At 68.0% G+C, this 24,102-nt stretch carries 26 protein-coding genes; 14 read left to right on the top strand and 12 right to left on the bottom strand.

Translation table 11 applies throughout. From position 1 onward, the window contains the following. Positions 1–3 precede the first annotated feature (3 nt). The gene (locus AC3B5T_RS03290) at positions 4–735 is read left to right on the top strand and encodes a tyrosine-protein phosphatase (RefSeq protein ID WP_488358244.1); all 732 of its coding nucleotides are present in this window, start codon (positions 4–6) and stop codon (positions 733–735) included. After that, positions 728–1,042, top strand: a complete 315-nt coding sequence (locus tag AC3B5T_RS03285; protein WP_488358243.1) for a DUF2470 domain-containing protein — start codon at positions 728–730, stop codon at positions 1,040–1,042. Before AC3B5T_RS03290 ends, AC3B5T_RS03285 begins: the two co-directional genes overlap by 8 nt. Before the next feature lie 16 nt (positions 1,043–1,058). Here the strand turns inward: AC3B5T_RS03285 and AC3B5T_RS03280 are convergent, their stop codons facing one another. Next, the gene (locus AC3B5T_RS03280) at positions 1,059–2,066 is read right to left on the bottom strand and encodes a LacI family DNA-binding transcriptional regulator (RefSeq protein ID WP_488358242.1); all 1,008 of its coding nucleotides are present in this window, start codon (positions 2,064–2,066) and stop codon (positions 1,059–1,061) included. Positions 2,067–2,232: 166 nt separating this feature from the next. Here AC3B5T_RS03280 and AC3B5T_RS03275 point away from each other — a divergent pair, with 166 nt between their 5' ends. Further along, positions 2,233–3,420 carry an acyl-CoA dehydrogenase family protein gene (locus AC3B5T_RS03275; protein ID WP_055474502.1) on the top strand — a complete coding sequence of 396 codons (1,188 nt, stop codon included), beginning with the start codon at positions 2,233–2,235 and terminating at the stop codon, positions 3,418–3,420. Positions 3,421–3,568: 148 nt separating this feature from the next. After that, positions 3,569–4,252: a GAF and ANTAR domain-containing protein gene (locus AC3B5T_RS03270; RefSeq protein WP_055474501.1), complete on the top strand. Its 684-nt coding sequence runs from the start codon at positions 3,569–3,571 to the stop codon at positions 4,250–4,252. 33 nt (positions 4,253–4,285) lie between these two features. Here the strand turns inward: AC3B5T_RS03270 and AC3B5T_RS03265 are convergent, their stop codons facing one another. Next, positions 4,286–4,732, bottom strand: a complete 447-nt coding sequence (locus tag AC3B5T_RS03265; RefSeq protein ID WP_055474500.1) for an STAS domain-containing protein — start codon at positions 4,730–4,732, stop codon at positions 4,286–4,288. Positions 4,733–5,174: 442 nt separating this feature from the next. Between AC3B5T_RS03265 and AC3B5T_RS03260 the strand changes: the two genes are divergently transcribed. Further along, entirely contained in the window at positions 5,175–6,032 is an 858-nt protein-coding gene (locus AC3B5T_RS03260; protein ID WP_055474499.1) for a SigB/SigF/SigG family RNA polymerase sigma factor, read from the top strand. Here the strand turns inward: AC3B5T_RS03260 and AC3B5T_RS03255 are convergent. Continuing rightward, entirely contained in the window at positions 6,022–7,200 is a 1,179-nt protein-coding gene (locus AC3B5T_RS03255; protein WP_055474498.1) for a zinc-dependent alcohol dehydrogenase, read from the bottom strand. The genes AC3B5T_RS03260 and AC3B5T_RS03255 overlap by 11 nt on opposite strands. Before the next feature lie 2 nt (positions 7,201–7,202). Then, positions 7,203–7,655 (bottom strand): hypothetical protein, encoded by a 453-nt coding sequence (locus AC3B5T_RS03250; protein WP_055474497.1) that lies wholly within the window; start codon positions 7,653–7,655, stop codon positions 7,203–7,205. Between the two features lie 324 nt (positions 7,656–7,979). On the opposite strand from AC3B5T_RS03250, the gene AC3B5T_RS03245 reads away from it, so the two are divergent. Beyond that, positions 7,980–8,405 carry an anti-sigma factor gene (locus tag AC3B5T_RS03245; RefSeq protein ID WP_035717392.1) on the top strand — a complete coding sequence of 142 codons (426 nt, stop codon included), beginning with the start codon at positions 7,980–7,982 and terminating at the stop codon, positions 8,403–8,405. Here the strand turns inward: AC3B5T_RS03245 and AC3B5T_RS03240 are convergent. The 5 genes from AC3B5T_RS03240 to AC3B5T_RS03220 all read right to left on the bottom strand — a co-directional run bounded on the left by AC3B5T_RS03240 (position 8,377) and on the right by AC3B5T_RS03220 (position 13,355). Then, the gene (locus AC3B5T_RS03240) at positions 8,377–9,237 is read right to left on the bottom strand and encodes a glycosyltransferase family 2 protein (protein ID WP_055474496.1); all 861 of its coding nucleotides are present in this window, start codon (positions 9,235–9,237) and stop codon (positions 8,377–8,379) included. The genes AC3B5T_RS03245 and AC3B5T_RS03240 overlap by 29 nt on opposite strands. After that, positions 9,234–10,214 (bottom strand): hypothetical protein, encoded by a 981-nt coding sequence (locus tag AC3B5T_RS03235; protein WP_055474495.1) that lies wholly within the window; start codon positions 10,212–10,214, stop codon positions 9,234–9,236. Before AC3B5T_RS03235 ends, AC3B5T_RS03240 begins: the two co-directional genes overlap by 4 nt. After that, positions 10,211–11,320 carry a glycosyltransferase family 4 protein gene (locus AC3B5T_RS03230; RefSeq protein ID WP_055474494.1) on the bottom strand — a complete coding sequence of 370 codons (1,110 nt, stop codon included), beginning with the start codon at positions 11,318–11,320 and terminating at the stop codon, positions 10,211–10,213. The genes AC3B5T_RS03235 and AC3B5T_RS03230 overlap by 4 nt, the downstream gene beginning before the upstream one ends. Beyond that, positions 11,313–12,434: a glycosyltransferase gene (locus AC3B5T_RS03225; protein ID WP_055474493.1), complete on the bottom strand. Its 1,122-nt coding sequence runs from the start codon at positions 12,432–12,434 to the stop codon at positions 11,313–11,315. Before AC3B5T_RS03225 ends, AC3B5T_RS03230 begins: the two co-directional genes overlap by 8 nt. A gap of 246 nt (positions 12,435–12,680) precedes the next feature. Beyond that, positions 12,681–13,355 carry a PAS and ANTAR domain-containing protein gene (locus tag AC3B5T_RS03220; RefSeq protein ID WP_055474492.1) on the bottom strand — a complete coding sequence of 225 codons (675 nt, stop codon included), beginning with the start codon at positions 13,353–13,355 and terminating at the stop codon, positions 12,681–12,683. Positions 13,356–13,587: 232 nt separating this feature from the next. On the opposite strand from AC3B5T_RS03220, the gene AC3B5T_RS03215 reads away from it, so the two are divergent. After that, entirely contained in the window at positions 13,588–13,836 is a 249-nt protein-coding gene (locus AC3B5T_RS03215) for a hypothetical protein (RefSeq protein ID WP_055474491.1), read from the top strand. Between the two features lie 63 nt (positions 13,837–13,899). After that, positions 13,900–14,760, top strand: a complete 861-nt coding sequence (locus AC3B5T_RS03210) for an SDR family oxidoreductase (RefSeq protein ID WP_488358241.1) — start codon at positions 13,900–13,902, stop codon at positions 14,758–14,760. Between the two features lie 9 nt (positions 14,761–14,769). Here AC3B5T_RS03210 and AC3B5T_RS03205 read toward each other — a convergent pair whose 3' ends face one another. Next, positions 14,770–16,056, bottom strand: a complete 1,287-nt coding sequence (locus tag AC3B5T_RS03205) for a lipase family protein (protein ID WP_488358240.1) — start codon at positions 16,054–16,056, stop codon at positions 14,770–14,772. A gap of 84 nt (positions 16,057–16,140) precedes the next feature. Beyond that, entirely contained in the window at positions 16,141–17,130 is a 990-nt protein-coding gene (locus tag AC3B5T_RS03200) for an ABC transporter substrate-binding protein (protein WP_055474488.1), read from the bottom strand. 133 nt (positions 17,131–17,263) lie between these two features. Here AC3B5T_RS03200 and AC3B5T_RS03195 point away from each other — a divergent pair, with 133 nt between their 5' ends. From AC3B5T_RS03195 to thpD, 6 genes are all read left to right on the top strand, one after another. Then, entirely contained in the window at positions 17,264–17,599 is a 336-nt protein-coding gene (locus AC3B5T_RS03195) for an ArsR/SmtB family transcription factor (protein WP_014928166.1), read from the top strand. Then, the gene (locus tag AC3B5T_RS03190) at positions 17,599–18,348 is read left to right on the top strand and encodes a cation efflux transmembrane domain-containing protein (RefSeq protein ID WP_055474487.1); all 750 of its coding nucleotides are present in this window, start codon (positions 17,599–17,601) and stop codon (positions 18,346–18,348) included. The genes AC3B5T_RS03195 and AC3B5T_RS03190 overlap by 1 nt, the downstream gene beginning before the upstream one ends. 69 nt (positions 18,349–18,417) lie before the next feature. Next, positions 18,418–19,092: a FadR/GntR family transcriptional regulator gene (locus AC3B5T_RS03185; protein ID WP_084817175.1), complete on the top strand. Its 675-nt coding sequence runs from the start codon at positions 18,418–18,420 to the stop codon at positions 19,090–19,092. Then, entirely contained in the window at positions 19,089–20,276 is a 1,188-nt protein-coding gene (locus AC3B5T_RS03180) for a CynX/NimT family MFS transporter (RefSeq protein ID WP_010842720.1), read from the top strand. The genes AC3B5T_RS03185 and AC3B5T_RS03180 overlap by 4 nt, the downstream gene beginning before the upstream one ends. A 78-nt stretch (positions 20,277–20,354) precedes the next feature. Beyond that, positions 20,355–21,704, top strand: coding sequence for a hydroxysqualene dehydroxylase HpnE (gene hpnE / locus AC3B5T_RS03175; RefSeq protein WP_055474486.1), 1,350 nt, complete (start codon positions 20,355–20,357; stop codon positions 21,702–21,704). 237 nt (positions 21,705–21,941) lie between these two features. Beyond that, positions 21,942–22,859: an ectoine hydroxylase gene (gene thpD, locus AC3B5T_RS03170; protein WP_055474485.1), complete on the top strand. Its 918-nt coding sequence runs from the start codon at positions 21,942–21,944 to the stop codon at positions 22,857–22,859. 82 nt (positions 22,860–22,941) lie between these two features. Here thpD and AC3B5T_RS03165 read toward each other — a convergent pair whose 3' ends face one another. Further along, positions 22,942–24,081 carry a CoA transferase gene (locus AC3B5T_RS03165; RefSeq protein WP_055474484.1) on the bottom strand — a complete coding sequence of 380 codons (1,140 nt, stop codon included), beginning with the start codon at positions 24,079–24,081 and terminating at the stop codon, positions 22,942–22,944. Positions 24,082–24,102 lie beyond the last annotated feature (21 nt).

Raw genomic sequence — 24,102 nt, 5'->3', positions numbered from 1 at the left:
GCTGTGACTCTCTCCTCCGGCCCTGACCTGCGGACTTTCGCCAACATCCGGGATCTGGGCGGCATGCGGGTCGCCGGCGGCGGCATCACGGCCGCCAACGTGCTGATCCGCAGCGACGCCCCCTATCCCGACGACGAGGACCCGGTGGGCATGCCGTGGCCGCCGGCGACCGTCGTCGACCTGCGCGACCCCACGGAGCTGGGCCGGATGGCCGTCACGTGGCCGGCGAATGTGCGCGTGGTGCATCGTCCGGTGTCGTCGGGCGCCCGCGTCGACCGGCTCGCCGACACCGCTCTCGTCGACATCTACACCGCCATGATGCGGACGGGTGGCCACCGGCTGACCGCCGCGCTGAACGAGTTCGACCTCGACGGGGCGACTCTGGTGCATTGCGCGGCCGGCAAGGATCGCACCGGCGTGATCATCGCGATCGCGCTGCTCCTGGCGGGTGTCGACGAAGAAGCCGTGATCACCGACTACCACCTGACCGAGGCCGGCATCGCGGGCGTGTTCGCGCGCCTGCGGTCCCGCAAGCGGATTCCTGCGGGCACCACCCTGGAGGCCCCCATCCTGCGCACGCCGCGGGAGGCCATCGAACTGGTCGTCGCCGACGTGACCTGCGCCCGCGGTGGCGCCTGGGGATGGTTCGAGGCGCAGGGCGGCGACGTCGAACACTTCCGGCGGTGGGTCGAGAAGTTCGTACGCGCCGAGGCGGGGGAGGCCGCGCGTGGCTGACGAGAACATCTCGGAGACGGCGCAGTTCGCCCCGGACGTCGTGGCGGCCGTGCTGGCACACATGAGCGACGACCACGCCGACGACTCACTGCTGATCTGCCGCACCCTCGGCGGCCGCCCGGACGCGACCGCCGCCGTGATGACCGGGTTCGACCACGAGGCAGCGACTTTCGACGTCTCCGTCCCCGACGGGGTGGTCGGCGTGCGACTCGCCTGGGATCGACCGGTCCGCGATCGCGCCGATGTTCGCGTCGCGGTGGTCGCGATGTTCCGTGCGGCGCAGGAGCGTTCGGGCGCCCCGTCCTAGGCCGGCGTCGGACGCGTCACGTACTCCCGCGAGCGATCAATTCCACCGGCAACCGGCGGGACTCGACGTCGCGTCCGATGGTGAGGTCGAGGAGACTGCGCACCGCGGTCTCGCCGATCTCCCGTGCCGGAGACCGGACCGTCGTCAGTGGGACGGGAAGCTGGGCGGCCACCGGGATGTCGTTGTAACCGATCAGGGCGAGGTCATCGGGGATGCGCAGGCCGAGGTCGCGTGCCACGCCGAGGACTCCCACCGCGATCGTGTCCGACACCGCGAAGATCGCCCGTGGGCGGTCCGGACGGTCGAGCAGTGCCGCGCCGGCCGCGGTGCCGCCGTCGACCTCGAAGTTCGACGCGACGATGCGGTCGTCGGGGAGCGTGATCCCGGCGTCCTGGAGCTCGGCGGTGAATCCGCGGAGGCGGTCGGTCGCCGTGGTGGCGTGACCGGGACCGGCGATGACGGCGAGGTCGGTGTGTCCCCGATCCAGGAGATGGCGGGCGGCGATGCGCCCGCCGCGCTCGTCGTCGCCGCCGACGAAGGGGAGTCCGGCATCGGCGTGCCGGGTGAGCGTGAGCAACGGCAGGTCGGCGATCCGCAGGGACTCGACGAAGTCGCGACCCGGCCGGTGCAGTCCGCTCAACAGCAGGCCGTCGACCTGCCGGCCTACGAGGAGTTCGATGGCGCGCCGCTGGGCGGCCTCGTCGTCGGGCGGGCTCGACAACAGCACCGAGTACCCCGCGCGAGTGGCGGCCTGCTCGATTCCTTGGTACGTCGTGGCGACCACGCCATCGGTCAGCCGCGTCATCACGACCCCGATCGTGGTCGTCTTTCGGGTTCGCAGACTGGCCGCCCACACATTCCGCTGATAACCGAGCTGGTCGGCGACCTCCCGTACCCTCAGCGCCGACGCCGACCAGCCGTCGGCCGGCTCGGGCTGACGGAGCACCCGCGACGCCGTGGACACGTGCACGCCGGCACGCCGCGCGATCTCTTTCAGCGTGGGCGCGCGCTGACCACCGACCACGCTGTTCCTCCCTCTGTCCGGTGCCCTCTGTCCGGTGCCGCGGCCCGGGTTCGTGCATTGACCGACGACGGCAGAACACCTACCTTAGGCGATGCAAACGTTCGTGCAAACGTTCTCGCGGCGGCGTGGGTCCGCCCGGTCGCCCGACTCTCGACGGAGGTCTTCGATGTCCCGCCCCAGTACGGTGCCCCAGCTCTTCGCCCTGGACTCGTTGCTCGACGCCGACGAGATCGCCATCCGCGAGAACGTGCGGGACTTCGCTGCGTCGAAGTTGCGCCCGCACATCGCCGACTGGTTCTCCGAAGCCCAGCTGCCCGTCCGCGAGATCGCCCGCGAACTCGGTGAGCTCGGCGCGCTGGGCATGCACCTGGACGGTTACGGCTGCCCCGGGATGAGCGCGATGTCGTACGGGCTGGCCTGCCTGGAACTCGAGGCCGTCGACTCCGGAATCCGGAGTCTGGTGTCGGTGCAGGGGTCGCTCGCGATGTTCTCCATCCACCACTGGGGGTCGGAGGAGCAGAAGAACGAGTGGCTGCCGCGGATGGCGGCGGGCGAGGCGATCGGCTGTTTCGGCCTGACCGAGCCCGACTTCGGCTCGAACCCGTCAGGCATGCGCACCCACGCGAAGCGCGACGGCGAGGACTGGGTGCTCAACGGGACGAAGATGTGGATCACCAACGGTTCGATCGCCGACGTCGCCGTGGTGTGGGCGCAGACCGATCTCGCCGACAGTCCCGGCGGCATCCGCGGATTCGTGGTCCCCACCGACACGCCGGGCTTCTCGGCGCCGGAGATCACCAAGAAGATGTCGTTGCGCGCCTCGGTCACCTCGGAGCTCGTCTTCGACGATGTCCGGCTCCCCGCGTCGGCGATGCTGCCCGGCGCGGAAGGCCTGCGCGGTCCGCTGACCGCGCTCGGCGAGGCGCGATTCGGCATCATCTTCGGGGCGATCGGCGCCGCTCGCGACTGCCTCGAGGTCGCCATCGACTACGCGCAGTCGCGCGAGGTGTTCGACAAGCCGCTGGCCGGATACCAGATCACCCAGACCAAGATCGCCGACATGGCGCTCGAGGTGGGCAAGGGCCACCTGCTGGCTTATCACCTCGGTCGGTTGAAGGACCGCGGCGAACTCACCCCCGAGCAGGTCAGCGTCGGCAAACTGAACAACACCAGGGAGGCGATCGCGATCGCTCGCGAATGCCGAACGATCCTGGGAGCGAACGGCATCACCCTCGAGTACCCGGTGATCCGGCACGCCAACAACCTGGAGTCGGTGCTCACCTACGAGGGGACGTCCGAGGTCCACCAGCTCACCATCGGCCGCGCACTCACCGGAGCGTCGGCGTTCCGCTGAGGGAGACCTGATCGCTCGCACGGGATCGGACGGCTGCCGCCGGGCGCCCACGGGGAATCGAACACTGGGCTACGTTTGGTTCAGCACGTCGAGAAACGCGCGTCCGCGACCGTTGCGTTTCGGGTCGGGCGTCGGAAGGAGCTCGACCATGACCGATCGGTCTGACGAGGACGTCCACCGCAAGATCGCGGAGCTGGCGCGTGAGCTGCACGGAGACGACTCCGACGAGCAGGTCGCCAAGACGATCGTCGAGAACGCACTGGTCGACATTCCCGGCGTCGAGTACGCGGGACTCACGGTCGCCACCCGGCGGAGATCGATCGAATCGTTCGGATCGACGCACGACGTGGCCGATGTGCACGACCGGATTCAGGCGGAACTCGGTGAAGGGCCCTGTATTTCGGCAGCGATCGGTGACCGGATCGTTCGCGTCGACGACCTCGAGAAGGAGACGCGCTGGCCCGGGTACCTGCGCCGGGCGCTGGCCGAGACCCCAATCCGCTCGGTGCTGTCGTTCCAGCTCTTCGCCGACACGACCGCGATCGGTGCGCTGAACCTCTTTGCCGGCCGACCGCGGGCCTTCGATCTCCATGCCGAGGACATCGGCGTGGTCTTCGCGACGCACGCCGCCCTCGCCTGGAACAAGGTGAAGAAGGACAACCAGTTCCACAGCGCCCTGGCCAACCGGGATGTCATCGGCCAGGCCAAGGGCATGCTGATGGAACGGTTCGACATCGACGCGGTCGCCGCGTTCGACCTGTTGAAGCAGCTGTCGCAGGAATCGAACACGAAGCTGGTCGAGGTGGCCCGCCTGGTCACCACCAACCGGTGACCCTTCGAGGCTCCTCGCACCTCCGGGGGTCGGTTACTCGGGGACGGTGAATTCCATCGTGCTCGGACCGACCCGATCCTGCGTCAAGGCGCGCCCGGCGTCCTCGATCGTCTCGAAAACCTTGACATAGGGCGCCATTCCGCAGAGTTCCAGCGGACGGGTGACGGTGCGACCACCGACGACCACGACCGGGATGAAACGGCGGCCGGCGTCGTCGATGAACGAACGCAGGAGCACCAGCCCGACGGTTCCGAAGAAGTTCAATCCGGAGAAATCGAGGACGATGCCGTCGACGGTTCCGCTGCTGACACGGTCGAGTGCGGCGGCGAAATCGGCCGCCGAGTCGCGATCGACGCTGCCCGAGAATCCCTGCACGCAATAGGAATTCGGTGAGACAAACTGGCGCGAATGTGCCTTCGCCTCGGGTTCTTGAGTGGGATCGAATGCTGACCGAAAAGTGGTCGAGGAAGTGAGACTCATGGTGTTCTCGTTTCAGTAAGATGCGTCGTGTGGCCGACCGTCACCTCTTGGGTCGAAAGCGTTGCTACTCCGGCGAATCGAAGCGGAGCAACCCAAGTTCACGAATGTCTGTGTGCAGAATTGACCGTGATGGTGGGAAGCGATGAGGCCCTGGGCGCCTGTCACTTGGAACGCAGCTTCTACCTGAACCGCATTTCCCACCCTACGTTGCCGACGCAGTAGGTACAAGGTTGTGCCGAGTTCGGCGGCTTTTGTGCGGTGCCTTCCTGCCACACGGCTGCTCTGACCAGTCCCGGCCCGGCGCAGCTGGACGCAGTCGGGAGACCGTGGTTGGCTGGACTCGGATATGCGTCGAAACCGGTGCGCACATCATTCCTGTTTCGGATGCGACACGAGGTCTGCGCATCGAATCTCGAGCTGTATGCGAAGTCTGGTGGTGAGAATGGCGTCGGGTGACCGGGGCGATCACGACGACTACAGCGATGTCCTGCCGTCTCTCCGCGCGATGCGCGACGAGGTGGACGACGATCGCCGTACCCGGCTACGGGAAGACGTCATCGCGAGGTGTCTGCCACTGGCAGACCATGTCGCCAGGCGCTTTTCCGAACGCGGCGAGCCCATCGACGATCTGCGTCAGGTGGCGCGGATCGGGCTCATGCACGCTGTCGACCGTTTCGACGTCGAGCGCGGCAACAACTTCCTCGCCTTCGCGGTGCCGACCGTCATGGGGGAGGTGAAGCGCTACTTCCGCGACAGCACCTGGTCCATCCGGGTGCCTCGCCGGGCGCAAGAGGCCTCCCTCAACATCGCCAAGGCGAGTGAGGAGTTGCTGCAGTCGCTCGGACGGTCGCCGCGCCCGAGTGAGATCGCCCAACACCTCGACCTGCCCGTCAGCGAGGTGATCGAGGGGATGGTCGCGCGGTCGGCCTACACCGCGAGTTCGATCGACGCCGAAGCCGGCTCCTCGACCGACGGATGGACTCTGGCCGACACACTCGGCGACGAGGACTCGCGCCTGGAGCTGGTCGAGGAATTCGTGACGCTGCAGCCGGCACTGGAACGGCTCACCGAACGAGAACGCACGATTCTCACGCTTCGATTCTTCAAATCGATGTCGCAGAGTGAGATCGCACGCGAGGTGGGCATCTCGCAGATGCATGTGTCGCGATTGCTGACACGAATCATCGAGACCTTGCGCGCAGAGGTCGTCGTCGAGGGTCCGGACGGCGACGACGTGCAGGCCGATGCCGGGCGTGCCGCCACCAAGGGCCGCGGCACGCCTCCGGGCGTCACGGCTTGAGGATCACCTTGACCATGCCGTCCTTCTTCTGCTGGAAGGTCTCGTAGGCCTGCGGGGCCTCCTCCAGCGGAAGTTCGTGGGTGGCGAAGGTGTCCACGCCCAGCGGATCGTCGTCGGTGAGCAGCGGCATGATGTCGTCGACCCACCTCTTGACGTTCGCCTGACCCATGTGGAGCCGGATCTGCTTGTCGAACATGGTCAGCATGGGGAGCGGGTCGGCCGCGCCGCCGTAGACCCCGGAGAGCGAGATCGTCCCGCCGCGCTTGACGATGTCGATCGCGGAGTACAGCGCACCCAGCCGGTCGGTGCCCATCTCGGACATCGCCTTGCGGGCCACCGCATCCGGTAGCAGTCCGACCACGCTCTGCAGCGCCTTGTTGATCGGTGATCCATGGGCCTCCATGCCGACGGCGTCGATGACGGAATCGGTGCCCAGGCCGCCCGTCAGGTCGCGGATGGGATCGCCCACGTTGTCGACCGCGTCGAAGTTCACCGTCTCGACGCCACGGGCCTCGGCCCGTGCCAGCCGTTCGGGCACGCGATCGACGCCGATCACCCGCGCGCCCTGGTGGGCGGCGATACGGGCGGCCATGTCGCCGATGGGGCCGAGACCCAGCACGGTGACGGTTCCGCCCCGCGGGATCTCGGCGTAGGCCACGGCCTGCCAAGCCGTCGGCAGCACGTCCGACAGGTACACATAGCGCGAGTCGGGCTTCTCCAGCGGCACCTTGATGTGTGTGAACTGGGCCTGGGGCACGCGGAGATACTCGGCTTGCCCGCCGGGCACCGACCCGTAGAGCTGCGAGTACCCGAACAGTGCCGCGCCCGTCCCCTGGTCGGTGACGCGGGTCGTCTCGCATTGCGTCATGAGACCGTCATGACAGAAAAGACATGTGCCGCAGGCGATCTGGAATGGAATGACCACCCGGTCGCCGACGCGGAGATCGCCGGTGTCCTTGCCGACCTCTTCGACGATCCCCATCGGCTCGTGTCCGAGGATGTCACCGGCCTGCATGAACGGGCCGAGCACTTCGTACAGGTGCAGGTCGGATCCGCAGATGTTGGTCGAGGTGATCTTGATGATGGCGTCGGTGGGCTCGATGATCTTCGGGTCGGGCACGGTGTCGACCGACACCTGTCGTTTGCCCTGCCAGGTCACTGCACGCATGCTCAGGCCTTTCCGTCGTTTCCTCGACGACTCTCGTCCTGCATCTCTTCCAGGCGGTCGTCGCGTCCTCGCTCCCGCTTGCCGGCGTGTTCCACCGGGAAGTCGTGGAAGCGCTCCTCGTACCGTTCGGCTTCCTCGGCGGTCGTCTCCGGCTGGATCGGGTCCTGATGGGCCCGATCGCCGTCCCTGGCCGCGCGACGTCGAAGCAGGACGCGGCTGCTGATGAGCAGGCCGATCGCCAACAGCCCGACCAGGACGGCGCCGATCGCCAGCCACACGGTCGCATCGCGGTCGCCTGCTCCGGCGGCGATCGCGAGGCCTGCGAGCACCAGCATGAGTCCGACGCAGACGAAGCCGAGGAGGCCGATGGCCTTCAGTCCTCGTGACTTTCGTGCCGGGCGGCGGGCGATGGCCTCTCGTGAGGCGATTTCTCGTTCGGGTGTCAGATCTGGCATGGTGCACTCCCTGCGCTGTCTGGTGGTGGTTCGGTGGTCGGCGTGCTGGGCAACCGACCTCGGTGCGCTCGGTGTACCGCCACAGGCCGGAGATGAAACGTCGACGTACCGACACCTTCGTCGGAAATGGGACGTACCGAGACGTGCATCTCATCGAATCCGACCGCCGGCCGGAGCTCTGCTACCGTGTCGAGACGTGTTGGGGGCACTGACGGGCGCGGCCACTCACTCGAGCCGCGGTTTGGAACACGGAATCACGGGGCACTCATGACCAGACCAGCCGAGATCGGCACCACCAATCAACGGGCGAAGAAGACTCATTTGATGACCGATTCCGATGCGACCTCCCAGCTATCGATCGCCGGCGGTACGCCGACGGTGCTGCGGGTGCCGGCCGCCACCGATCGTCTCGCACTCGTGCGCGCCCTGGTCGAGACCGCGCTCTACGTCGATGACTGGGCGCTCGACGACGTCATCGACGCGAAGGTGGCCGTGGATGAGATCTGCTCGCAGATCATCTCCGCCGCCGCCGAGGGATCGTCGATCGAGCTCACCCTGTACCTGTCGTCGCAGGGCGTGATCGGTGAGATCCGTGGCGAGCTCCTCGGGGACGTGACCCTCAAGCAGTCGACGTTCGGATGGCGGATCGTGCAGACCGTCACCGACACCCACACGATCACCTACGACGAACCGGGCCCGGACGCCGCGTCCCGAGGCGTCGTCATCGCGTTCTCGAAATTTCGCCGCTGACCGGTCGCCAGTCATCGCCGGCGGCGTCGTAGGCGGCCAGGCCGCGCTCGGCGAAGGCCTGCAACCATCCCTCCATGGGCCACGTGCCCCAGCGCCGGTGGAAGACCCGGGCGTTGCGGAGGATGTCCTCGAGGTGCTCGACGGGCGGCTTCGAGACCGGGTGGTGCTGGTGATAAGCGTGCGCTCCGCCGACCCAGGCGATCCGGAATCCGTTGTCGCGCGCGCACATCGCGAAGTCCGTGTCTTCACCTCCGTAACCGCGGTAACCGGGGTGGAAGCCGCCGAGGGCGAGCCAGTCGCAGGTCCGCACGGCGAACGACAACGACCAGAAGAGCATCAGCTCCGACGACAGCTGGGTCTGCCCGCATCTCGGTGACGGGCGTGCCGGGTGTGGATCGGTGAACCGGGGGAGTTCGCGGGCGTCGAAGGTCGGCTGGTCACACGGCAGATAGGTGACCGGACCGCAGTAGAGGAGAGTCAGGTCCGGCGTGGCCGCGCAGGACCGCAGGTAGCGTTCGAGCATGTCCGGGCCGGGTATGCAGTCGACGTCGAGGAACACCAGGATCGTCGCTCCCGCCGCGATCGCGGCCGCCGCCCCCGTGTTGCGCGCCTCGGCGAGTTGCAGTGTGCTCGGGTCGTCGTTGCGGAAGTGGATGACGCGCACCGGATGTCCCTCGACGACCGTGGCGATCACCGGATCGTCCATCGCCACGATGATGTGAATGCGGGGCCGGTGGGTCGAATGGGCGAATGCATCGAGCTGGCGTCGCAGGTGGAGGTGTCGCCCCGACACGATCGTGATGACCGCGACCACCGCGGGGGAGCCGGTCATCGGTGCGCGACCGCTTCGATGGCCCGCGCGGCCCGCTCGGCGGCACCCTCGGTCTGCCAGCGCGACCACGCCGGCGCCGAGTCCCCGACGGTGTCGAGGATCGACCGCCAGCTCTCGGCGTCCGGCCACGACGACGTGACGAGTGCGAGTTCGGAGCGTGCGAGCGTGTTGCCGGTTGCCCGCTGTTCGGCGAACGGTCGGTCCTCGGGGATCACGACGGCCGGTCGGCCCGCCGCGGCGGCATCGGCGACGCTCCCCTGACCTGCGCCGATGACGGTGACCCGGGCGCTGCACAGGAACGGCCACGGGTCGTCGACCCAGGTTCCGAAGGCCGGACCGAGCCCGACGACGGTGCGGCCCGGAAGCTCGTCGGCGAGGGTGGTCGCCGGGTGCGGTCCACCGCGTTCCCCGCCCGCACCGGTCAGGACGAGGACGTCGGTGGCGAACGTGGGGTGCGAGACGGGGAGTCGCCCGTCGAAACGGGAGATGCCGCCGGTGAAGACCGTCTTCGGCAGATGCTCTCGAAGCCAGTCCGGCTGGTAGAGCTCTGCGGGCCAGGGCGCGATGATCGCATCGGCCGCCCGGTAGGCGAGCTGATGCGGTAGGTCGTCGCGAATGCCGGGCTGCGCCGTCACGATCACCGGTACCCCGAGCAGCCGGAGGAACAGGGTCACCTCCACCGACACGTCGACGACGACGGCCGCCGGGGTGCGTTCCGCGACGAACTCGGCCAGTTGCGCCATACGCGTCCGCAGACCGCCGTCGTGTCGTGGCGCCCAGTGCAACAGACCGCCCGCGTCGACGTCGCGCGGCTCCGGCTCGGCGTCGTCGCGCTCGAGGGTGATCACCTCGCTGAACGCCGGATCGGACAGCGGGGCGCTGGTCAGCGCGACGACATCGGTGCCGATGCGGCCGGCGATGGCGGTGGCACGCGAACAGTGGCCGCGTCCCTGATGATGCACGTAGTAGCCGATCACACCGGTACCTCCCGAGCGAGCGGCTCGGTGCCGGTCAGCGGACGTCCGGCGACCAGATCGGCGTAGATGTCGGTGTACCGGTTGATCATCGCGGTGTCGGAGCAATGATCCTCGGCACGGCGTCGCACGAGATGCCGGTCGATGGTGAGCGCCTCCTGCGCGGCGAGAGCCATCGCGTCGACGTCGCCCGGCGGCACCAGCACGCCCGCGTCGTCGCCGACGATCTCCGGGATGCCGCCGCGGGCGAAGCACGCCACCGGGGTTCCGCAGGCGAGCGATTCCGCGACCACGAGGCCGTACGGCTCGTCCCAGACCGGGGTGACCAGCGTCGCGCCGCACGAACCGACAAGGCGGGCCAGGTCGTGCTGGTGGAGGTGACCCTCGTAGTGGACGAGGTCGCCGAGCGATGGCGCGATGTGCTGCTCAAAATAACGCGCATCGCTGATCGGACCGGCCAGCCGGAGCCGGCGACCGGCACGGTGCGCGGCCTCGATGGCGAGGTGCGCGCCCTTCTCCGGGACGAAGCGACCGAACCAGACCAGATCGTCCCCACCTGGACCGGCAGGCCAGCGATCCAGCTGAACACCGTTGTGCACCACCGGTATCTCGCCGAGCACATGCGACCACGACCGCGCTGTGTGCCTGCTGACCGCTACGCAGCGGGTGTCGGGCGCGAGGGCCAGTGCCGACTCGAGCCACGGCGTGGGCGGGGTGTGCAGCGTCGTGACCATCGGCGTCCGTACCGCCGGACCCATGGCAACCGGGAGATAGTGCAGGCTGTGGTTGTGGATCACGTCGTATTCACCCGGGTTGCGGGTGAACGAGAGCATCAGCGACAGATACGAGTGATGATCCTGCAGCGCTTCGAGCTGGGGCATCGACACATCCGAGCATGCGGCCGCGGAAGGTTCGAACAGTTCCGCGCGCAGGCGATCCGAGTCGACCGGGAGGTCGCTGCCCGCGCCCGCGAACAGCGTGACCTCGTGGCCGGCGAGTGTCAGGGCGCGCGTGAGATGCCAGACATGGGCCTCGAGTCCGCCGGCGAAGGGCTGTGCGATCGGATAGCGGCTCGACGCGACGATGGCGATCTTCAGGGTGTCACGCATCCATGATCCGGGTGTAGAGGGCGGCGTGGTCGTCGGCGAGAGACCGGCGCTGTGCGCGTCGTTCCGGCCACAGGGCTGCCGACGGCCGGGTCGTATAGGCCTGTGCCAGAGCAGAAACCAGCGAGTCCGGATCGAAACGGTCCTCGGTGAACTCGTACGACAGGCAGTCCTGTTGCTGGTGGTAGTAGCCGCAACTCGGCGCGATGACGGTGGTGCCGAGATCGTGGCACGCCTCGAGCCAGCCCGAGTGGGTGCCGAACCGGTACGGAAGTACCGATACCGACAGGCCCCGCAGGTAGTCCCACAGCTCGTCGTCGGTGAAGTAGTCGTGGACGCGCACGCGCGCATACGGATGCCGGGACAGCGCCAGCGCGGTCGTGCCGAAGTCGGGGTTGTAGGCGTGTGTGCCCGGGACGAACACTTCCTCGTGCAGGTTGATCGCGACGGTCATGTCCGGGTAGTCGGCGGCCGCTTCGAGCAGGGTCATGATCACCGGCAACGGGTCCATGTTGGCGCGGATGCTCTTGGCGTGGACGCCCACGACGAACTCGTCGGTGTGCGGTCCGCGCGCGGCGAACCGTCCCGGCGGGACGACATGGGGATGGGGAAGAACGGTCGCCTCGCGCTGCCAGCGGCGTGCGATCTCATCGGCCGCACCGGGGGTCAGCGTGATGACCTCGTCGGCTGCGGGCACCAGGATGTCCAGGACCGCTTCGTGATCTCCCGGCTCGGGGTGGTGCGGATTGCGCAGATCGTGCAGCGTGTACACGAGCGGTTTGCCGTGTGCGCGTAGTTCGTCGACCACCGCCGACATCACCGCCGGCTCGATGGCGTCGAACCCGAAATGGATGTGGAAGACGTCGAACTCGTTGTGATGCTCCGCGATCCAGGCGGGATCGAGCATCAGCGGAGGCCACCAGCCGCCCGGAACCGTCGCGCCGTCGGCGGGCTCCGGGTCGGGTAGGCGCATCACCGAGACCGGCCCGGTGTCGAGGTTGCTGACCGTTCCGTTGAGCGGGGACAGGTGGCGGACGTACACATGGGACTGCGGCACCGACGCGACGCGCACACGCGCGACGCCGGCGCCCGTCCGCGCGCGCAGACCGGTCGGCATCGCCGACCGATCTCGTGTCGTACTCGCCCCCACCGTCTCGAGGGTTGCTGTTCCGCTGGGCTGTCCACTGCTCACTGCCACATCCGTTCACTCGGGTCCGAACGGCTGTCTACTCAACCGGGCCTACGCGATCGCGGCTTCGCGAGCCGCGGGGACGACCGCCGATCTCCGGCGAGTTGTCATGCGGCTCTGATACCCCGGGTCACCGGCGGCGAAACCGCCCCCGGGCGATGAACGGCGTGGTGATCAGTGTGAGTTCGAGTGCGGAGAGCTCTGCTTGTCCGTCCGGTGGGCGTTGAGCAGCAGGTGGTCGAAGGACTGCCGGACCGGGTCCGGCAACACCACGTACTTGTGGACGCCGGTGACGATCGACCGAGCGAGCTCGTTCACCTTGACGTTCGCCGTCTGGGACCGCCACCGCATGACCTCGAATGCACGATCGGCGCTCACGCCGTAGGCCAGCGAGATCATGCCCTTGGCCTGTTCGATGACTCCCTGATGCTCCCGGAACCGCGCGACGTGCTCGTCGACGCGGTCCTTGACGGCCTTCTCCTCGATCGCCGTCAGGTCGAGGTAGAAGCCCTCCGCGCCGATGACCGTGCCGGACTCGTCGGTGACTTGCTGCGAGACGACAGCGACGTGACGGACCTGACCCTCGGTGTCGACGATGCGATGCCGGCTCGAGAACGGAATCCGCCGGTCGAGCATGGTCGCGAGCAGTTCCTCGAACGACTGCCTGTCGTCCGGGTGCTTGTGCCCGGCGATCAGCTCCGTCGTCGGAGTCACCTCACCGGGCCTATAGCCGTGCATCTCGGCGACCTCGTCGGACCACTCCCACTCCTGGGTGTCGAACAAGAACCGAAAGCTGCCGACGTGACTGATGCGGGACTCGCCGGCGGTGTGATCGTTGGCGTCTGTCACCCTCACCCCTACAAACCACAAATCAACAAGGAAGCCAGCGGTCTCGGGCGAAAAATGAGCTTACCTGGCCGTCGCGCCGGGCGGGAATCGACCTGGTCGTGTCACCGATGCCGGACTCGCGGAGATCGTTTCGGGCCGGTGTCACCCGGGTATCTGCGAGCAGCTCGGGCCGGCGGCATCGAGGCGCCGACCGCAACGGGCACCGATCCCGGTTACGACGAGGAGGACGAGAATGGGCACCGAGAACGCGGGTGACAGCGCGACGGCGGCAACCGAGGGCATCAACCCCGATCTGACGTCGACGGCCGGTTTCGAGGACCTCGACGAGGACCGACTCGGTCAGGACCCGCTCGAGGAAGGCATGGATCCGCCGGAGGACTGGTCGGCCAGTGACCGGGCCGGCACGACGGCGCGGGAACAGCGCGAGGGGGAGTCCCTCGACGAGAAGCTCGACCAGGAGATTCCGGACGAGCACCCCTGACGCTCACCGACCCGGGGCGCGTGGCAATGTTTCCGCGCGCGTCCGCGCGGGCAAACGTCGGACATGAGTGACGAGAACCCCGAGCACGTGGCGAAGACGATCCCGTACCCCGGTGAGACCGATGAGATGGGTGACCGACCGCGGGACGAGATGCGCGAGTACCGCGGTCGCGATCTGCTGGCGGGCAAGACCGCGCTCATCACGGGTGGTGACTCGGGTATCGGTCGGGCGGTCGCGGTCGCCTTCGCGAAGGAGGGCGCCGACGTCGCCATCGCCTATCTGGAAGAGGACAACGACGCCCGGCACACCGTCGAACTCATCGAGGCGCAGGGACGGCAGGCCCGTGCCTACCGCGGCGACCTCGCCGATCCGGCGCACTGTGCCGATGTCGTGAAGCGGACCGTCGACGAGCTCGGGGCGTTGGACATCCTGGTGAACAACGTCGCCTATCAGGAGATCGTCGACGACTTCATGGAGTTGACGCCCGAGCAGTGGCGGCGGACGTTCGACGTCAACATCGACAGCTTCTTCCACACCACCCGCGCGGCGGTCCCGCATCTGACCGGTGGCGGCGCCATCATCAACACGTCGTCGATCAACGGCTTGCGCGGCAACGACAGCCTCATCGACTATTCGGCGACCAAGGGGGCCGTTCTCGCGCTGACCTATTCGCTGGCGCAGGCACTGATGAAGCGGAAGATCCGGGTGAACTGCGTGGCCCCGGGACCGGTGTGGACACCGCTCATCCCGGCCACGATGCCCGCCGACGCGGTCAAGGACTTCGGCGCGCAGGCGCCGATGGGACGCGCCGCCCAGCCCGACGAGATCGCACCGTCGTATGTGTTCTTCGCGGCCGAACAGCTGTCGTCGTACTACACCGGCGAGGTGTTGGCGCCGATCGGCGGTGAGACGCTACCGGGGTGATCCCCGAGGTCAGGGCACCGGAAGCGGTGCCAGGCTGTTCCCGCGTGGCAGCGAACCGCAGTTGCTGTGCGTCGGCGCGCCCGCGAACCTCTCCGTGAGGTACTGCAGGGCGAGGGGCTCGAACGGCAGGAACGCCTCCTGATGCGTCAGGCCGTTGAGCTGCCGATAGGTGATGTCGACTCCGCGCGAGCAGTATTCGTCCGCCAGGCCGATGACATCGCCGGTGATCATGAGGGTGTCGCCGATCGCGTTGTAATGACCGACCGCGAGGAGCATCTTCGTCGACGGAGTGCCCGAACGGCCCATGATGTTGTCGTTGATCGCCCGCACCACCTGCGGCACGTCGAGCAAACCGGTGTACGGCGGCCTGACCATGTCCGCGCTCGTGAGGCCCGCATACTTCGACGCGAACTCGGAGATGCACTCGTCGCTGACGTCCTGGGCGACCTGCCGGCCCCGCGCCGACAGGAAGGTCGAGGTGTCGAGACGGTACGTGCGCTGATAGGCGACCACCAGCGCAGGGATGACGCCCGCCCACTTCGCGCTGCCGTTGATGTAGGGCAGGTTGTGCGCGAGGTCGACGGGGAGACCGCCCGCGGCCGCACCCACGATGTTGAGTTCGGGGGCGTACCGCGGCGCGACCTCGGCTCCGAACTGCGTGGGGATCGACCCGCCGGAGTAACCGACCAGGCCGACCGGGGTCGATCGCGGCAGCCGCAGGAACGATTGGGCGGCGCGGACGCCGTCGAGAGCGGCGTATCCCGACTGCCGGCCGATGGTCCACTGCAGCTTCTCGCCCTCGTAGTCGGGGACCACGACGGTGTAACCGGCAGCGAGATAGCCTGCGATGACGCCCTGTTCGGCGGTCGCGGTGCCGTTGGTGTACCCGCCGCTGAGGGTGTACGACGGGTCGCACTGGGACCCGAGCGCGTCGTACGCCATGTGGTAGGAGACCAGGCGGGTGGGACCCGGGGTCAGCGGCCGGAGCACGGTCGCCACCGTCACCACGCTCGCGCCGAACTGGTCGGTGGTGCGGTAGAGCACCTGCGAGCCCGTGATCGGCGTGGCCATCGTGGGTGTCCGGAACTGCATGGGACGGCTGCGGAGCACCGCGCCGGGTGCCACCCCGGCCAGCGACGCGTCGTAGGAGTAGAACGGATCGGCCGACGGCAACGGTGAACCCGGGCCGGGTGCCGCCTGCGCGGGAGGCGCGCTCGCGAGCACTCCGGCGATCACGCCGAGGACAAGACCGATGACACCCACGCGCAGCCAACTCGTGCGCAGCCCGAACGACATGGCTCATCTAAACATCGAACGGGCCGGCATGGGGCGACTTGACCTGTGGGCCACGGACCCCGGGCCCCGTCTGCAGAGCGACGCTCACGCGGCGATCTTGGCCAATGCGGGCTCGAGGGCGTCGACAGCCCACGGAACCGAGTAGACCGTCGGCGTCCCGAATGCCGAGGCGGTGTCGTTGGTCAGGAACACCGTCGCGCCGGATCGGACCGCGGGCAACGAGTCCCATCCCGGGATGGTCCCGAAGACCTCGGGTCCGCCGACCAGCGGCCAGAAGATCAGCAGATCAGAGCCGAGCAGATCCACTCGTTCACTCGATACGACGACGCGCTGACCGTTGTCCGACAGCCCGGTGACGGCGGGGTCCAACCGCAGGCCGACCTCCGCGAGCAGCTTGGCGGAGGGATCGTTGTCGGAGGTGACCACACCGAACTGCCGCTCGGGTGTCAGCTGACCGAAGGTTGCCGTCTTGTCCTGTGCCGCAGGGTATTTCTTCTTGATCGCGTCGATCTTCTCCTCGACCTCCGTCTGCGCCTGCGACGCCTGGTCCTCCTTGTCGAAGATCTTGCCCGCGGTGCTCAACACCTGCTGCCAGGTGTCGTTGACGGTCTCGGTGCTCATCACCGGGATTGTCGGCGCCACCTTCGCGAGGACGTCGTACGCCGCTCGATCGGGCAGGTATCCCGCGAGGATCAGATCCGGCTCGAATTTCGCGACCTCGGCGACGCCCGGCGAGGCGCCGACATCGACCGGGATGACGGTGGACTCGTGCGGCGGGGTCCATGCGAACCGGTTGTCCGGACCCGAGTATCCGGCGGAGACGAACTCGGCGGTGATCGGGACGTCGAGCTTGATCAACGAGTCGGTCCAGGCGGTCGCACCGGTGAGGGTGACCACCCGCTTCGGGACGCCGTCGATCACTGTCGATCCGTACTGGTGGTCGACGGTGGTCGTCGCCGTGGCCTCCGCGGAGTCCGTGCCGGAGTTCCCGTCGTCCCCGGACGAACATCCCAGGGCGAACACGATTACGGCGATGAGCATGAACGGGACGGCGAGATACCGCTTCGGTTGCATGGTCGTTAGGTTAGGGTAACCAACCATTTCTGATCAACCGTGGGCATCTGCCGTGGGTTGGGCAGACGCCGCCGAGATCGCGACTGCGGTACAGGGTTTCCTGAATACAGGAAATTCTGTACTGTCATGTCCCATGGAATCGGCGGCGGTGGCTCAGCGTGACGCATTGACGAGGTTCGGGTACGCGTTGTCGGACTCCACGCGTACCCAGGTGCTGCTCCGGCTGCGCTCGGGTGGGGCCTTCCCGTCCGAACTCGCGGACACCATCGGGGTCTCGCGTCAGGTGTTGTCCAATCACCTGGCCTGCTTGCGCGGATGTGGCCTCGTCGTCGCAGTGCCGGAGGGTCGTCGAACCCGATACGAGCTGGCGGACAGCAAGATCGGGCATGCATTGGATGATCTTCTCGGGTTGGTCCTGGCGGTCGATCCGGCATGCTGTCCCGCATCAGGCGAGGAAGGCTGCTGCTGATGGCCGCCGAACCGGGCTCCCTGTCGGTGCGGCGGCCCGGCCCGGGCGCCGCGCGACGGACGTTGTTGCAGCGCCGTATTCGCTGGTTCGTCGCGGCGACCATCGCCTACAACGTGATCGAGGCCGTGATCGCGATCGGCGAGGGGATGCGTGTCTCCTCGGGTGCCCTGATCGGGTTCGGTCTGGACTCCGTCATCGAGGTGTCCTCCGCGGCTGCGGTTGCGTGGCAGTTCGCCGGTTCCGACCCGGAGCGGCGGGAGAAAATGGCGCTGCGGATCATCGCGATCTCGTTCTTCGCCCTGGCGGCATACGTCGGCGTCGACTCGGTCCGTTCGCTGGTCGGTCTCGGCGACGAGGCGCGGCACTCGTCGATCGGTATCGCGCTGGCCGTGGTGAGTCTGCTCGTCATGCCGCTGCTGTCGTGGGCCGAACGTCGAACCGGCCGCGAGCTCGGCTCGCTGAGCGCTGTCGCCGACTCCAAGCAGACGCTGCTCTGCACCTATCTGTCGGCGGTGCTGCTGGTCGGGTTGGCCCTCAACGGATTGCTCGGCTGGTCGTGGGCAGATCCGGTTGCTGCGCTGGTCATCTCGGTGATAGCGGTCCGGGAGGGGATCAACGCGTGGCGAGGCGACGCGTGCTGCGTCCCCGCGATCGGTGGCGAGGGCCGCGATCCGGCGGTCTGCGACTGCTGTTCCGCTGAGAGTTCCGGTCGGGCCACCGATCCCGGTGCCCGCGCGTCTGGCCGCTGACGCCGCGGTCGCAGGGGGCCAGGACGCCACAGTCGGACGGGGTCAAACATGGGATGTTAGGTTGTTTCGGTGGCCGGACAGATCACCCCACCGCGCAGGACCAGCGAGCTCGTCGTGCAACGGATGCAGGAGCTGATCACCGACGGCACGTGGCCGCTCGGCGAGCGGATTCCTGCCGAGCCCGAACTCGTGGCGCAGTTCGGCGTGGGCCGGAACACGATTCGGGAGGCCGCCCGGGCGCTCGAACACGCCGGCATGCTGGAGCCGCGGCGCGGCGACGGAACCTATGTGCGTGGTCGGAGCCCGCTCGCCGGTGCCATCGCCCGACGCTCTGCGCCGTCGGAGCTCCGGGATCTGCTCGAAGTGCGTCGCGCGCTCGAGAGCGAGGCGGCGGCCGGTGCGGCCGGTCGGGCCGACGCAGCCGACGTGGAACGGCTGCGCATGCTGCTGGCGCGCACCGAGGCTGCGCTGGCCGACGGCGACCTCGATCGATACACCGAGGCGGACATCGCCTTTCACGCCGAGATCGTCGTCGCCTCGCGCAACGCGCTGCTCATCGAGATGTATGACGGAATCGCCGAGGTGATCGCCCGAACGCACCCGTCGGTGGTGCGAGGTCCGCTGGCCGAACAGACGCACCCGCGTGGCCATCGCGACGCCGTCGACGCCATCGAGCGCGGCGACGCCGGTGCGGCGCGCGCGGCCGTGTACGCCTACGTCGACTTCACCGAGGTGCCCGAGTGAGCGGACAGGCCCTGTCCGCCCACGAGAAGACCGGCGTCGGGGTGATCGTCACCGCGGTCGGGGTGATGCTCGTCGCCGCCAATCTGCGTCCGGCCGTCGTGGCCGTCGGGCCCCTCATCGGCACGATCTCCGACGACGCCGGATTCAGCAGTGCGGTCGCCGGTCTGCTCACGGCGCTGCCGGTGCTCTTCTTCGGGATCTCCGCGCCGGTCGCGCCGCGCCTCGCCAACCGCTTCGGCATCGAGCGGGTCATCTTCGGCGCGTTGCTCGTGCTGATCGTCGGCATCCTCGTGCGCCTGATCCCGTCCGCGGCGGCCCTCTTCGCCGGCTCGGCCGTCATCGGAGCAGCCATCGGGACCTGCAACGTCGTGCTGCCGGCGTTGATCAAGCGAGACTTCGCCCATCGCTCCGGGCTGATGACGGGCCTCTACTCGATGACGCTGTCCGGCGGGGCCGCGGTGGCGTCCGGGGTGAGTGTTCCCATCAACGACGCGCTGGGCGGGAACTGGCGCCTCGCTCTCGCGACGTGGGCGCTCCTCGCCCTGGTCGCCGTGGTCGTCTGGATTCCGCAGCTGCCGATGGTTCATCGGGTGACCTCGGCCGGGCAGGCGACGTCGTTGCTGAAGAACCCGATCGCGTGGGCGATCACGGTGTTCATGGGAACGCAGTCGTTGATCTTCTACACGTTCGTGGCCTGGTTGCCGCAGTACCTCGTCGAGACCGGGATGTCGCCGCTGCGGGCGGGCGCCGTGCTGGCGTCGGCGCAGGTGGTCGCCCTGATCATGTCGCTGCTCGCGCCGATCGTCGCCGGTCGCTTCGCCGATCAGCGTGCCGTGACCCTGTCGGTGATCACCGTCTGCGCCGTCGGTTTCGTGGGTCTGCTGAGCACCGACGTGTGGCCGGGGTTCTGGGCGGCCTGCGTGATGGTCGGGCCGGGCTCGTCGATCAGCCTGGCCCTCCTCTTCATGGTGTTGCGCAGCTCGGGGTCCGAGCAGACGGGCCAGGTGTCCGGGATGGCGCAGTCCGTCGGCTATCTGGCGGCGGCGGCCGGTCCGATCGTCATCGGCGCGATCCATGACGTCACCGGCTCGTGGACCCTGGCGATGGCGGTCCTCGGCCTCGTCCTGGTGCCGCAGGCCCTGTCCGTCCTCGGCGCCGCCAAGGACGTCAAGATGACCGGGTGAGCGCCCGGCCGTCGTCGGAGGAGATGGGAAACAGCGCATTCCCGGTACCGGTCAGCACTGACCGCTAATTTGTGGCGCATGCATTGCGTGGTCGTGGGCGGGGGACTCGCCGGTCTTGCGTCGGCGGTGTGGCTCGCCGAAGCAGGTCAACGCGTCACCGTCCTCGAACGACGCGGTTCTCTCGGTGGTCGCACCATCTCGATGCCGCTGCACGTCGTCGACGATGTCCCCGACAACGGCCAGCATGTGTTCGCCAGCGGATACGAGCACCTCATGCGTTACCTGGACAGCGTCGGCACTCGCGAGCATGTCGCCTTTCCGGGACACATGACCGTCCGGATGCCCGGCGGAGCGACCCGCAGGTCGGGCTTTGCGGGCCTGTCCGGGCTCCGGGCGGCGCTCGGCGATCTGCCGGGAGTGACCGGTCTCGACCGGTTGCGGACCGTGCGTGCCCAGATCACGCTGATACGCCAGGCTTTTCGGCAGCCCGACTGGCTCGACGACGTCACCGCCGACGAGTGGTTCCGCCGTATCGGGATGCCGCAGTCGGCACGGGATGCGCTGTGGGACGGCATCGTCATCGGCCTGACCGGTGACAAGCCGGACATCTCCTCGGCCAAGGTCCCGGCGGATCTGCTGGTGACGGGGGCCCGGCGGGCGCGGGAGACGCGGACGCCGATCTCCATCGGTTACCCCACCGTCGACCTCGACACCTTGTTCATCCACGGTGCCGAGAAGCGCTTCGCCGATGCCGGTGTGGAGGTCCGCCACCGCGCGGTGGTGTCGTCGATAGACGTGACCGACGGGACCGTGACCGGTGTGACCCTCGCCGGCGGCGAGAAGGTCGCCGCCGACGCCGTCATCTGCGCGGTGCCGGTGTGGAATGTGAAGGGACTCCTCGATCAGGTCCCGGGACACGACCGGATCTACCGCGCCGTCGAGAACCTGACCCCGGTGCCCATCGTGAGTGTGAACCTCTATCTCGACCGCTCGATCGGGATGGCCGACTGGGGCGAGATCCTGTACGGCGGTGAGGGTGTGCTGGAACAGGTGTGGGACCGCCAGCGCATGCACGGGCGCGAACCGCGCGACAATCACTTCTATTCGACGACGGTGTCGGCGTCGTATGACCTGATCTCGAAGACGAACGCCGAGATCACCGAGATCCAGATGGACATGTTGCGTCGGTACTTTCCGCAGGCGGCCGACGCCGAGGTCGTCCACAGCCACGTGGTCCGGATGCCGAAATCGACTTTCGCACAACGACCCGGAACCGCGGGCCTGCGCCCAGACCAGCGCACCGAGGTCGGCGGACTCGCGCTCGCCGGAGACTGGACCCGTACCGACTGGACCACGACGATGGAGGGTGCGTGCCAGAGTGCCGCCCGGGCCGTCGAGGTGATCCTGGAGTACGCCCGGCGCGGCTGAGTCGACGACGGTGTCCGCCCCGCATACCAGCATGGTTGCGGGGCATCGTTGTTGCTGGCAGGGTGCAGATATACGGACGAACCCGGCATGCGTGAAGACCGATCGCGCCGCCGACGCCGTACGAGATCGCGACGCGTAGTCGTCCGACGATCGCACAACACAATCACCTTGCCTGCCGCCGAGGCACATTCTGCTTCGAGAGCGGCCCGCCGGATGAGGGAAAGGATCGAACAGATCGTGGGAACTCACACAGCAACACGAACTCCAGAGGCCGGGCATTCCGCGAACACGAGTGTCGACGTCTACCGCACCCGGCTCGCCCGGCGGAGTCAGATCGAGCCGCGCCCGCACAACACGGTGTGGGGCAGCATGGGCAATCCCGGGCCCCTGTCGGCGCCCGAGCTCCGACGCTACGCCGACCGTGGATACCACACGGAGGCAAACATTCTCGCCGACGCCGACATCGCTGCCTGTCTCCGCGAGGTGGAGTCGATCACCGAGCGACTGGGCGACGACGAGCGGGTGATCCGCGAATCGTCCAACGGTGACGTCCGATCGCTCTTCGCGGTGCATCGGCTCAGCGACGTCATCGCCGAGATCTGTTCGCGAGAAGCCATTGTCGGGGTTGCCCGGCAGATCCTCGACGACGACGTGACGATCCATCAGAGCCGGATCAACTTGAAGCCGGGTTTCGCCGGCGGACCGTTCTACTGGCACTCGGACTTCGAGACATGGCACGCCGAGGACGGCATGCCCGCGCCGCGCGCACTGAGCGTATCGCTGGCACTGACCCCGAACTACTCGACCAACGGTCCACTGATGATCATTCCCGGTTCCCACCGCCGGTTCGTCAGCTGTGTGGGCTCGACACCCGGTGACTACCATCGTGAATCGCTCACCTCGTACCGGCCGCCCGTCGGGACGCCGGAGGAAGAGGACGTCGCGAGCCTCGCCGACGAGCTCGGCATCGACACGATCACCGGACCGGCCGGGTCCGCGCTCTACTTCGACTCCAATTGCCTGCACGCGTCCGGCGGGAACATCACGCCCTACCCGCGCAGCAACCTGTTCGTGGTCTTCAACGCGAAGTCGAACGCGCTGCAGGAACCGTACGGTGGGACGCCACCACGACCGGACCACTTGGCGCACAGGTGATATGGGCTGCTCTCTGAGGAGCGGGGGGCGGGCGGGTGTTGCTCTGCTCCCTGAGGAGCGAGCTTGCGAGCGTCTCGAAGGGTCAGAACCCGGTCGACGAACCCAGATCGGGGGCCGGCCCGGAGAAGAGGTGCTCACCGTCGAACCTTGCGGGCAGGCCCGCTGCCAGGTAGGTGCCGATCCCAGGCTGGTCCAGCTCGGCGAACAGCGGATTACGGTGCAGAACACCTGATTCGACGACCTCGCCGAAGGTGCGGTACCGCTCCCAGAGGACGGACGAGTTGGCCAGCTCGGCCTCGACCTCGGCGGTGGTGTGCCGCGCGAACCACGCGGCGAACAGCGGTGTGAGCACACCGCGATGGAGGAACCGGTCGTCCTCTCTGCCGAAGTCCGCGTCGAGTGCCCGTTCGACGGCCGCGACCGCGTCACCGGTGCCGGTCATCTCGACGAGGCCGCGGAAGTGACGGGGTGTGAGGGCGACGAGCATGAACCGACCACCGTCGGCGGCCACGAAATCGGTGCCGTACGTGCCGTAGACGTCGTTCCCGGTGGCCGGTCGGCTGCCGCCACCCAGCTGGGGCTCGGTGAGGTATCCGAGCGTCCCGGCGATGGCGAGGGCGGTGTCCTCGAGCGGCAAGGTGATCTGTGCCCCGGCACCGGTCTGGTCCCGGCGCCGGACGGCGGCCGTGATAGCCAATGCGGCATAGAGACCGCACGCGATGTCCCATGCCGGCAATGCGTGGTTGACGACGCCGGCGTAATCGGTGGGTCCGGTGATCGCCGGGAATCCCAGCCCCGCGTTGACCGTGTAGTCGACGCCCGGAGTGCCGTCGGTGCGGCCGAGCAGCTCCAGTGTGATGACGTCGGAGCGTCGGGCGGACAGCGTCTCGTGGCTCATCCACGACCGCCCGCCCGCATTGGTGACGAGGATTCCGCCGCCCGGTCCGCTGTCGGTGACGAGGTCCTGGATGGCATTCTGGCCCTGGGGATCACGGAAGTCGACGGTGACGGACTTCTTGCCGCGATTGAGCCCGGTCCAATAGATCGAGGTGCCCTCGCCGGTGACCGGCCACCGGTGGACGTCGGCGGCGCCGCCGACCGGGTCGACGCGGATCACCTCTGCGCCCAGCTGGGCGAGGGTCAGGCCGCACAGCGGTGAGGCGACGAAGCTCGACACCTCCACGATGCGGAGGCCTTCGAGCGGGCGGGGGATCGGGCTCATGTGAAGACACTCCTCGGGGAG

The sequence above is a fragment of the Gordonia sp. G4 genome (assembly GCF_057770005.1).
Note: the sequence above shows the minus strand (reverse complement) of the source record. Positions and strands in the feature narration are given on the sequence as shown.

What these genes read in the sequence shown, in the direction of transcription:
- AC3B5T_RS03225 (WP_055474493.1), bottom strand. Translation starts at nt 12,434, where the DNA reads ATGCCGACCGGTCTGCGCGCGCGGACGGGCGCCGGCGTCGCGCGTGTG.
- AC3B5T_RS03195 (WP_014928166.1), top strand. Translation starts at nt 17,264, where the DNA reads ATGGAATCGGCGGCGGTGGCTCAGCGTGACGCATTGACGAGGTTCGGG.
- AC3B5T_RS03190 (WP_055474487.1), top strand. Translation starts at nt 17,599, where the DNA reads ATGGCCGCCGAACCGGGCTCCCTGTCGGTGCGGCGGCCCGGCCCGGGC.
- AC3B5T_RS03205 (WP_488358240.1), bottom strand. Translation starts at nt 16,056, where the DNA reads ATGTCGTTCGGGCTGCGCACGAGTTGGCTGCGCGTGGGTGTCATCGGT.
- AC3B5T_RS03165 (WP_055474484.1), bottom strand. Translation starts at nt 24,081, where the DNA reads ATGAGCCCGATCCCCCGCCCGCTCGAAGGCCTCCGCATCGTGGAGGTG.
- AC3B5T_RS03265 (WP_055474500.1), bottom strand. Translation starts at nt 4,732, where the DNA reads ATGAGTCTCACTTCCTCGACCACTTTTCGGTCAGCATTCGATCCCACT.
- AC3B5T_RS03200 (WP_055474488.1), bottom strand. Translation starts at nt 17,130, where the DNA reads ATGCAACCGAAGCGGTATCTCGCCGTCCCGTTCATGCTCATCGCCGTA.
- AC3B5T_RS03210 (WP_488358241.1), top strand. Translation starts at nt 13,900, where the DNA reads ATGAGTGACGAGAACCCCGAGCACGTGGCGAAGACGATCCCGTACCCC.
- AC3B5T_RS03270 (WP_055474501.1), top strand. Translation starts at nt 3,569, where the DNA reads ATGACCGATCGGTCTGACGAGGACGTCCACCGCAAGATCGCGGAGCTG.
- AC3B5T_RS03230 (WP_055474494.1), bottom strand. Translation starts at nt 11,320, where the DNA reads ATGCGTGACACCCTGAAGATCGCCATCGTCGCGTCGAGCCGCTATCCG.
- AC3B5T_RS03260 (WP_055474499.1), top strand. Translation starts at nt 5,175, where the DNA reads ATGGCGTCGGGTGACCGGGGCGATCACGACGACTACAGCGATGTCCTG.
- AC3B5T_RS03240 (WP_055474496.1), bottom strand. Translation starts at nt 9,237, where the DNA reads ATGACCGGCTCCCCCGCGGTGGTCGCGGTCATCACGATCGTGTCGGGG.
- hpnE (WP_055474486.1), top strand. Translation starts at nt 20,355, where the DNA reads ATGCATTGCGTGGTCGTGGGCGGGGGACTCGCCGGTCTTGCGTCGGCG.
- AC3B5T_RS03255 (WP_055474498.1), bottom strand. Translation starts at nt 7,200, where the DNA reads ATGCGTGCAGTGACCTGGCAGGGCAAACGACAGGTGTCGGTCGACACC.
- AC3B5T_RS03245 (WP_035717392.1), top strand. Translation starts at nt 7,980, where the DNA reads ATGACCGATTCCGATGCGACCTCCCAGCTATCGATCGCCGGCGGTACG.
- AC3B5T_RS03275 (WP_055474502.1), top strand. Translation starts at nt 2,233, where the DNA reads ATGTCCCGCCCCAGTACGGTGCCCCAGCTCTTCGCCCTGGACTCGTTG.
- AC3B5T_RS03250 (WP_055474497.1), bottom strand. Translation starts at nt 7,655, where the DNA reads ATGCCAGATCTGACACCCGAACGAGAAATCGCCTCACGAGAGGCCATC.
- AC3B5T_RS03215 (WP_055474491.1), top strand. Translation starts at nt 13,588, where the DNA reads ATGGGCACCGAGAACGCGGGTGACAGCGCGACGGCGGCAACCGAGGGC.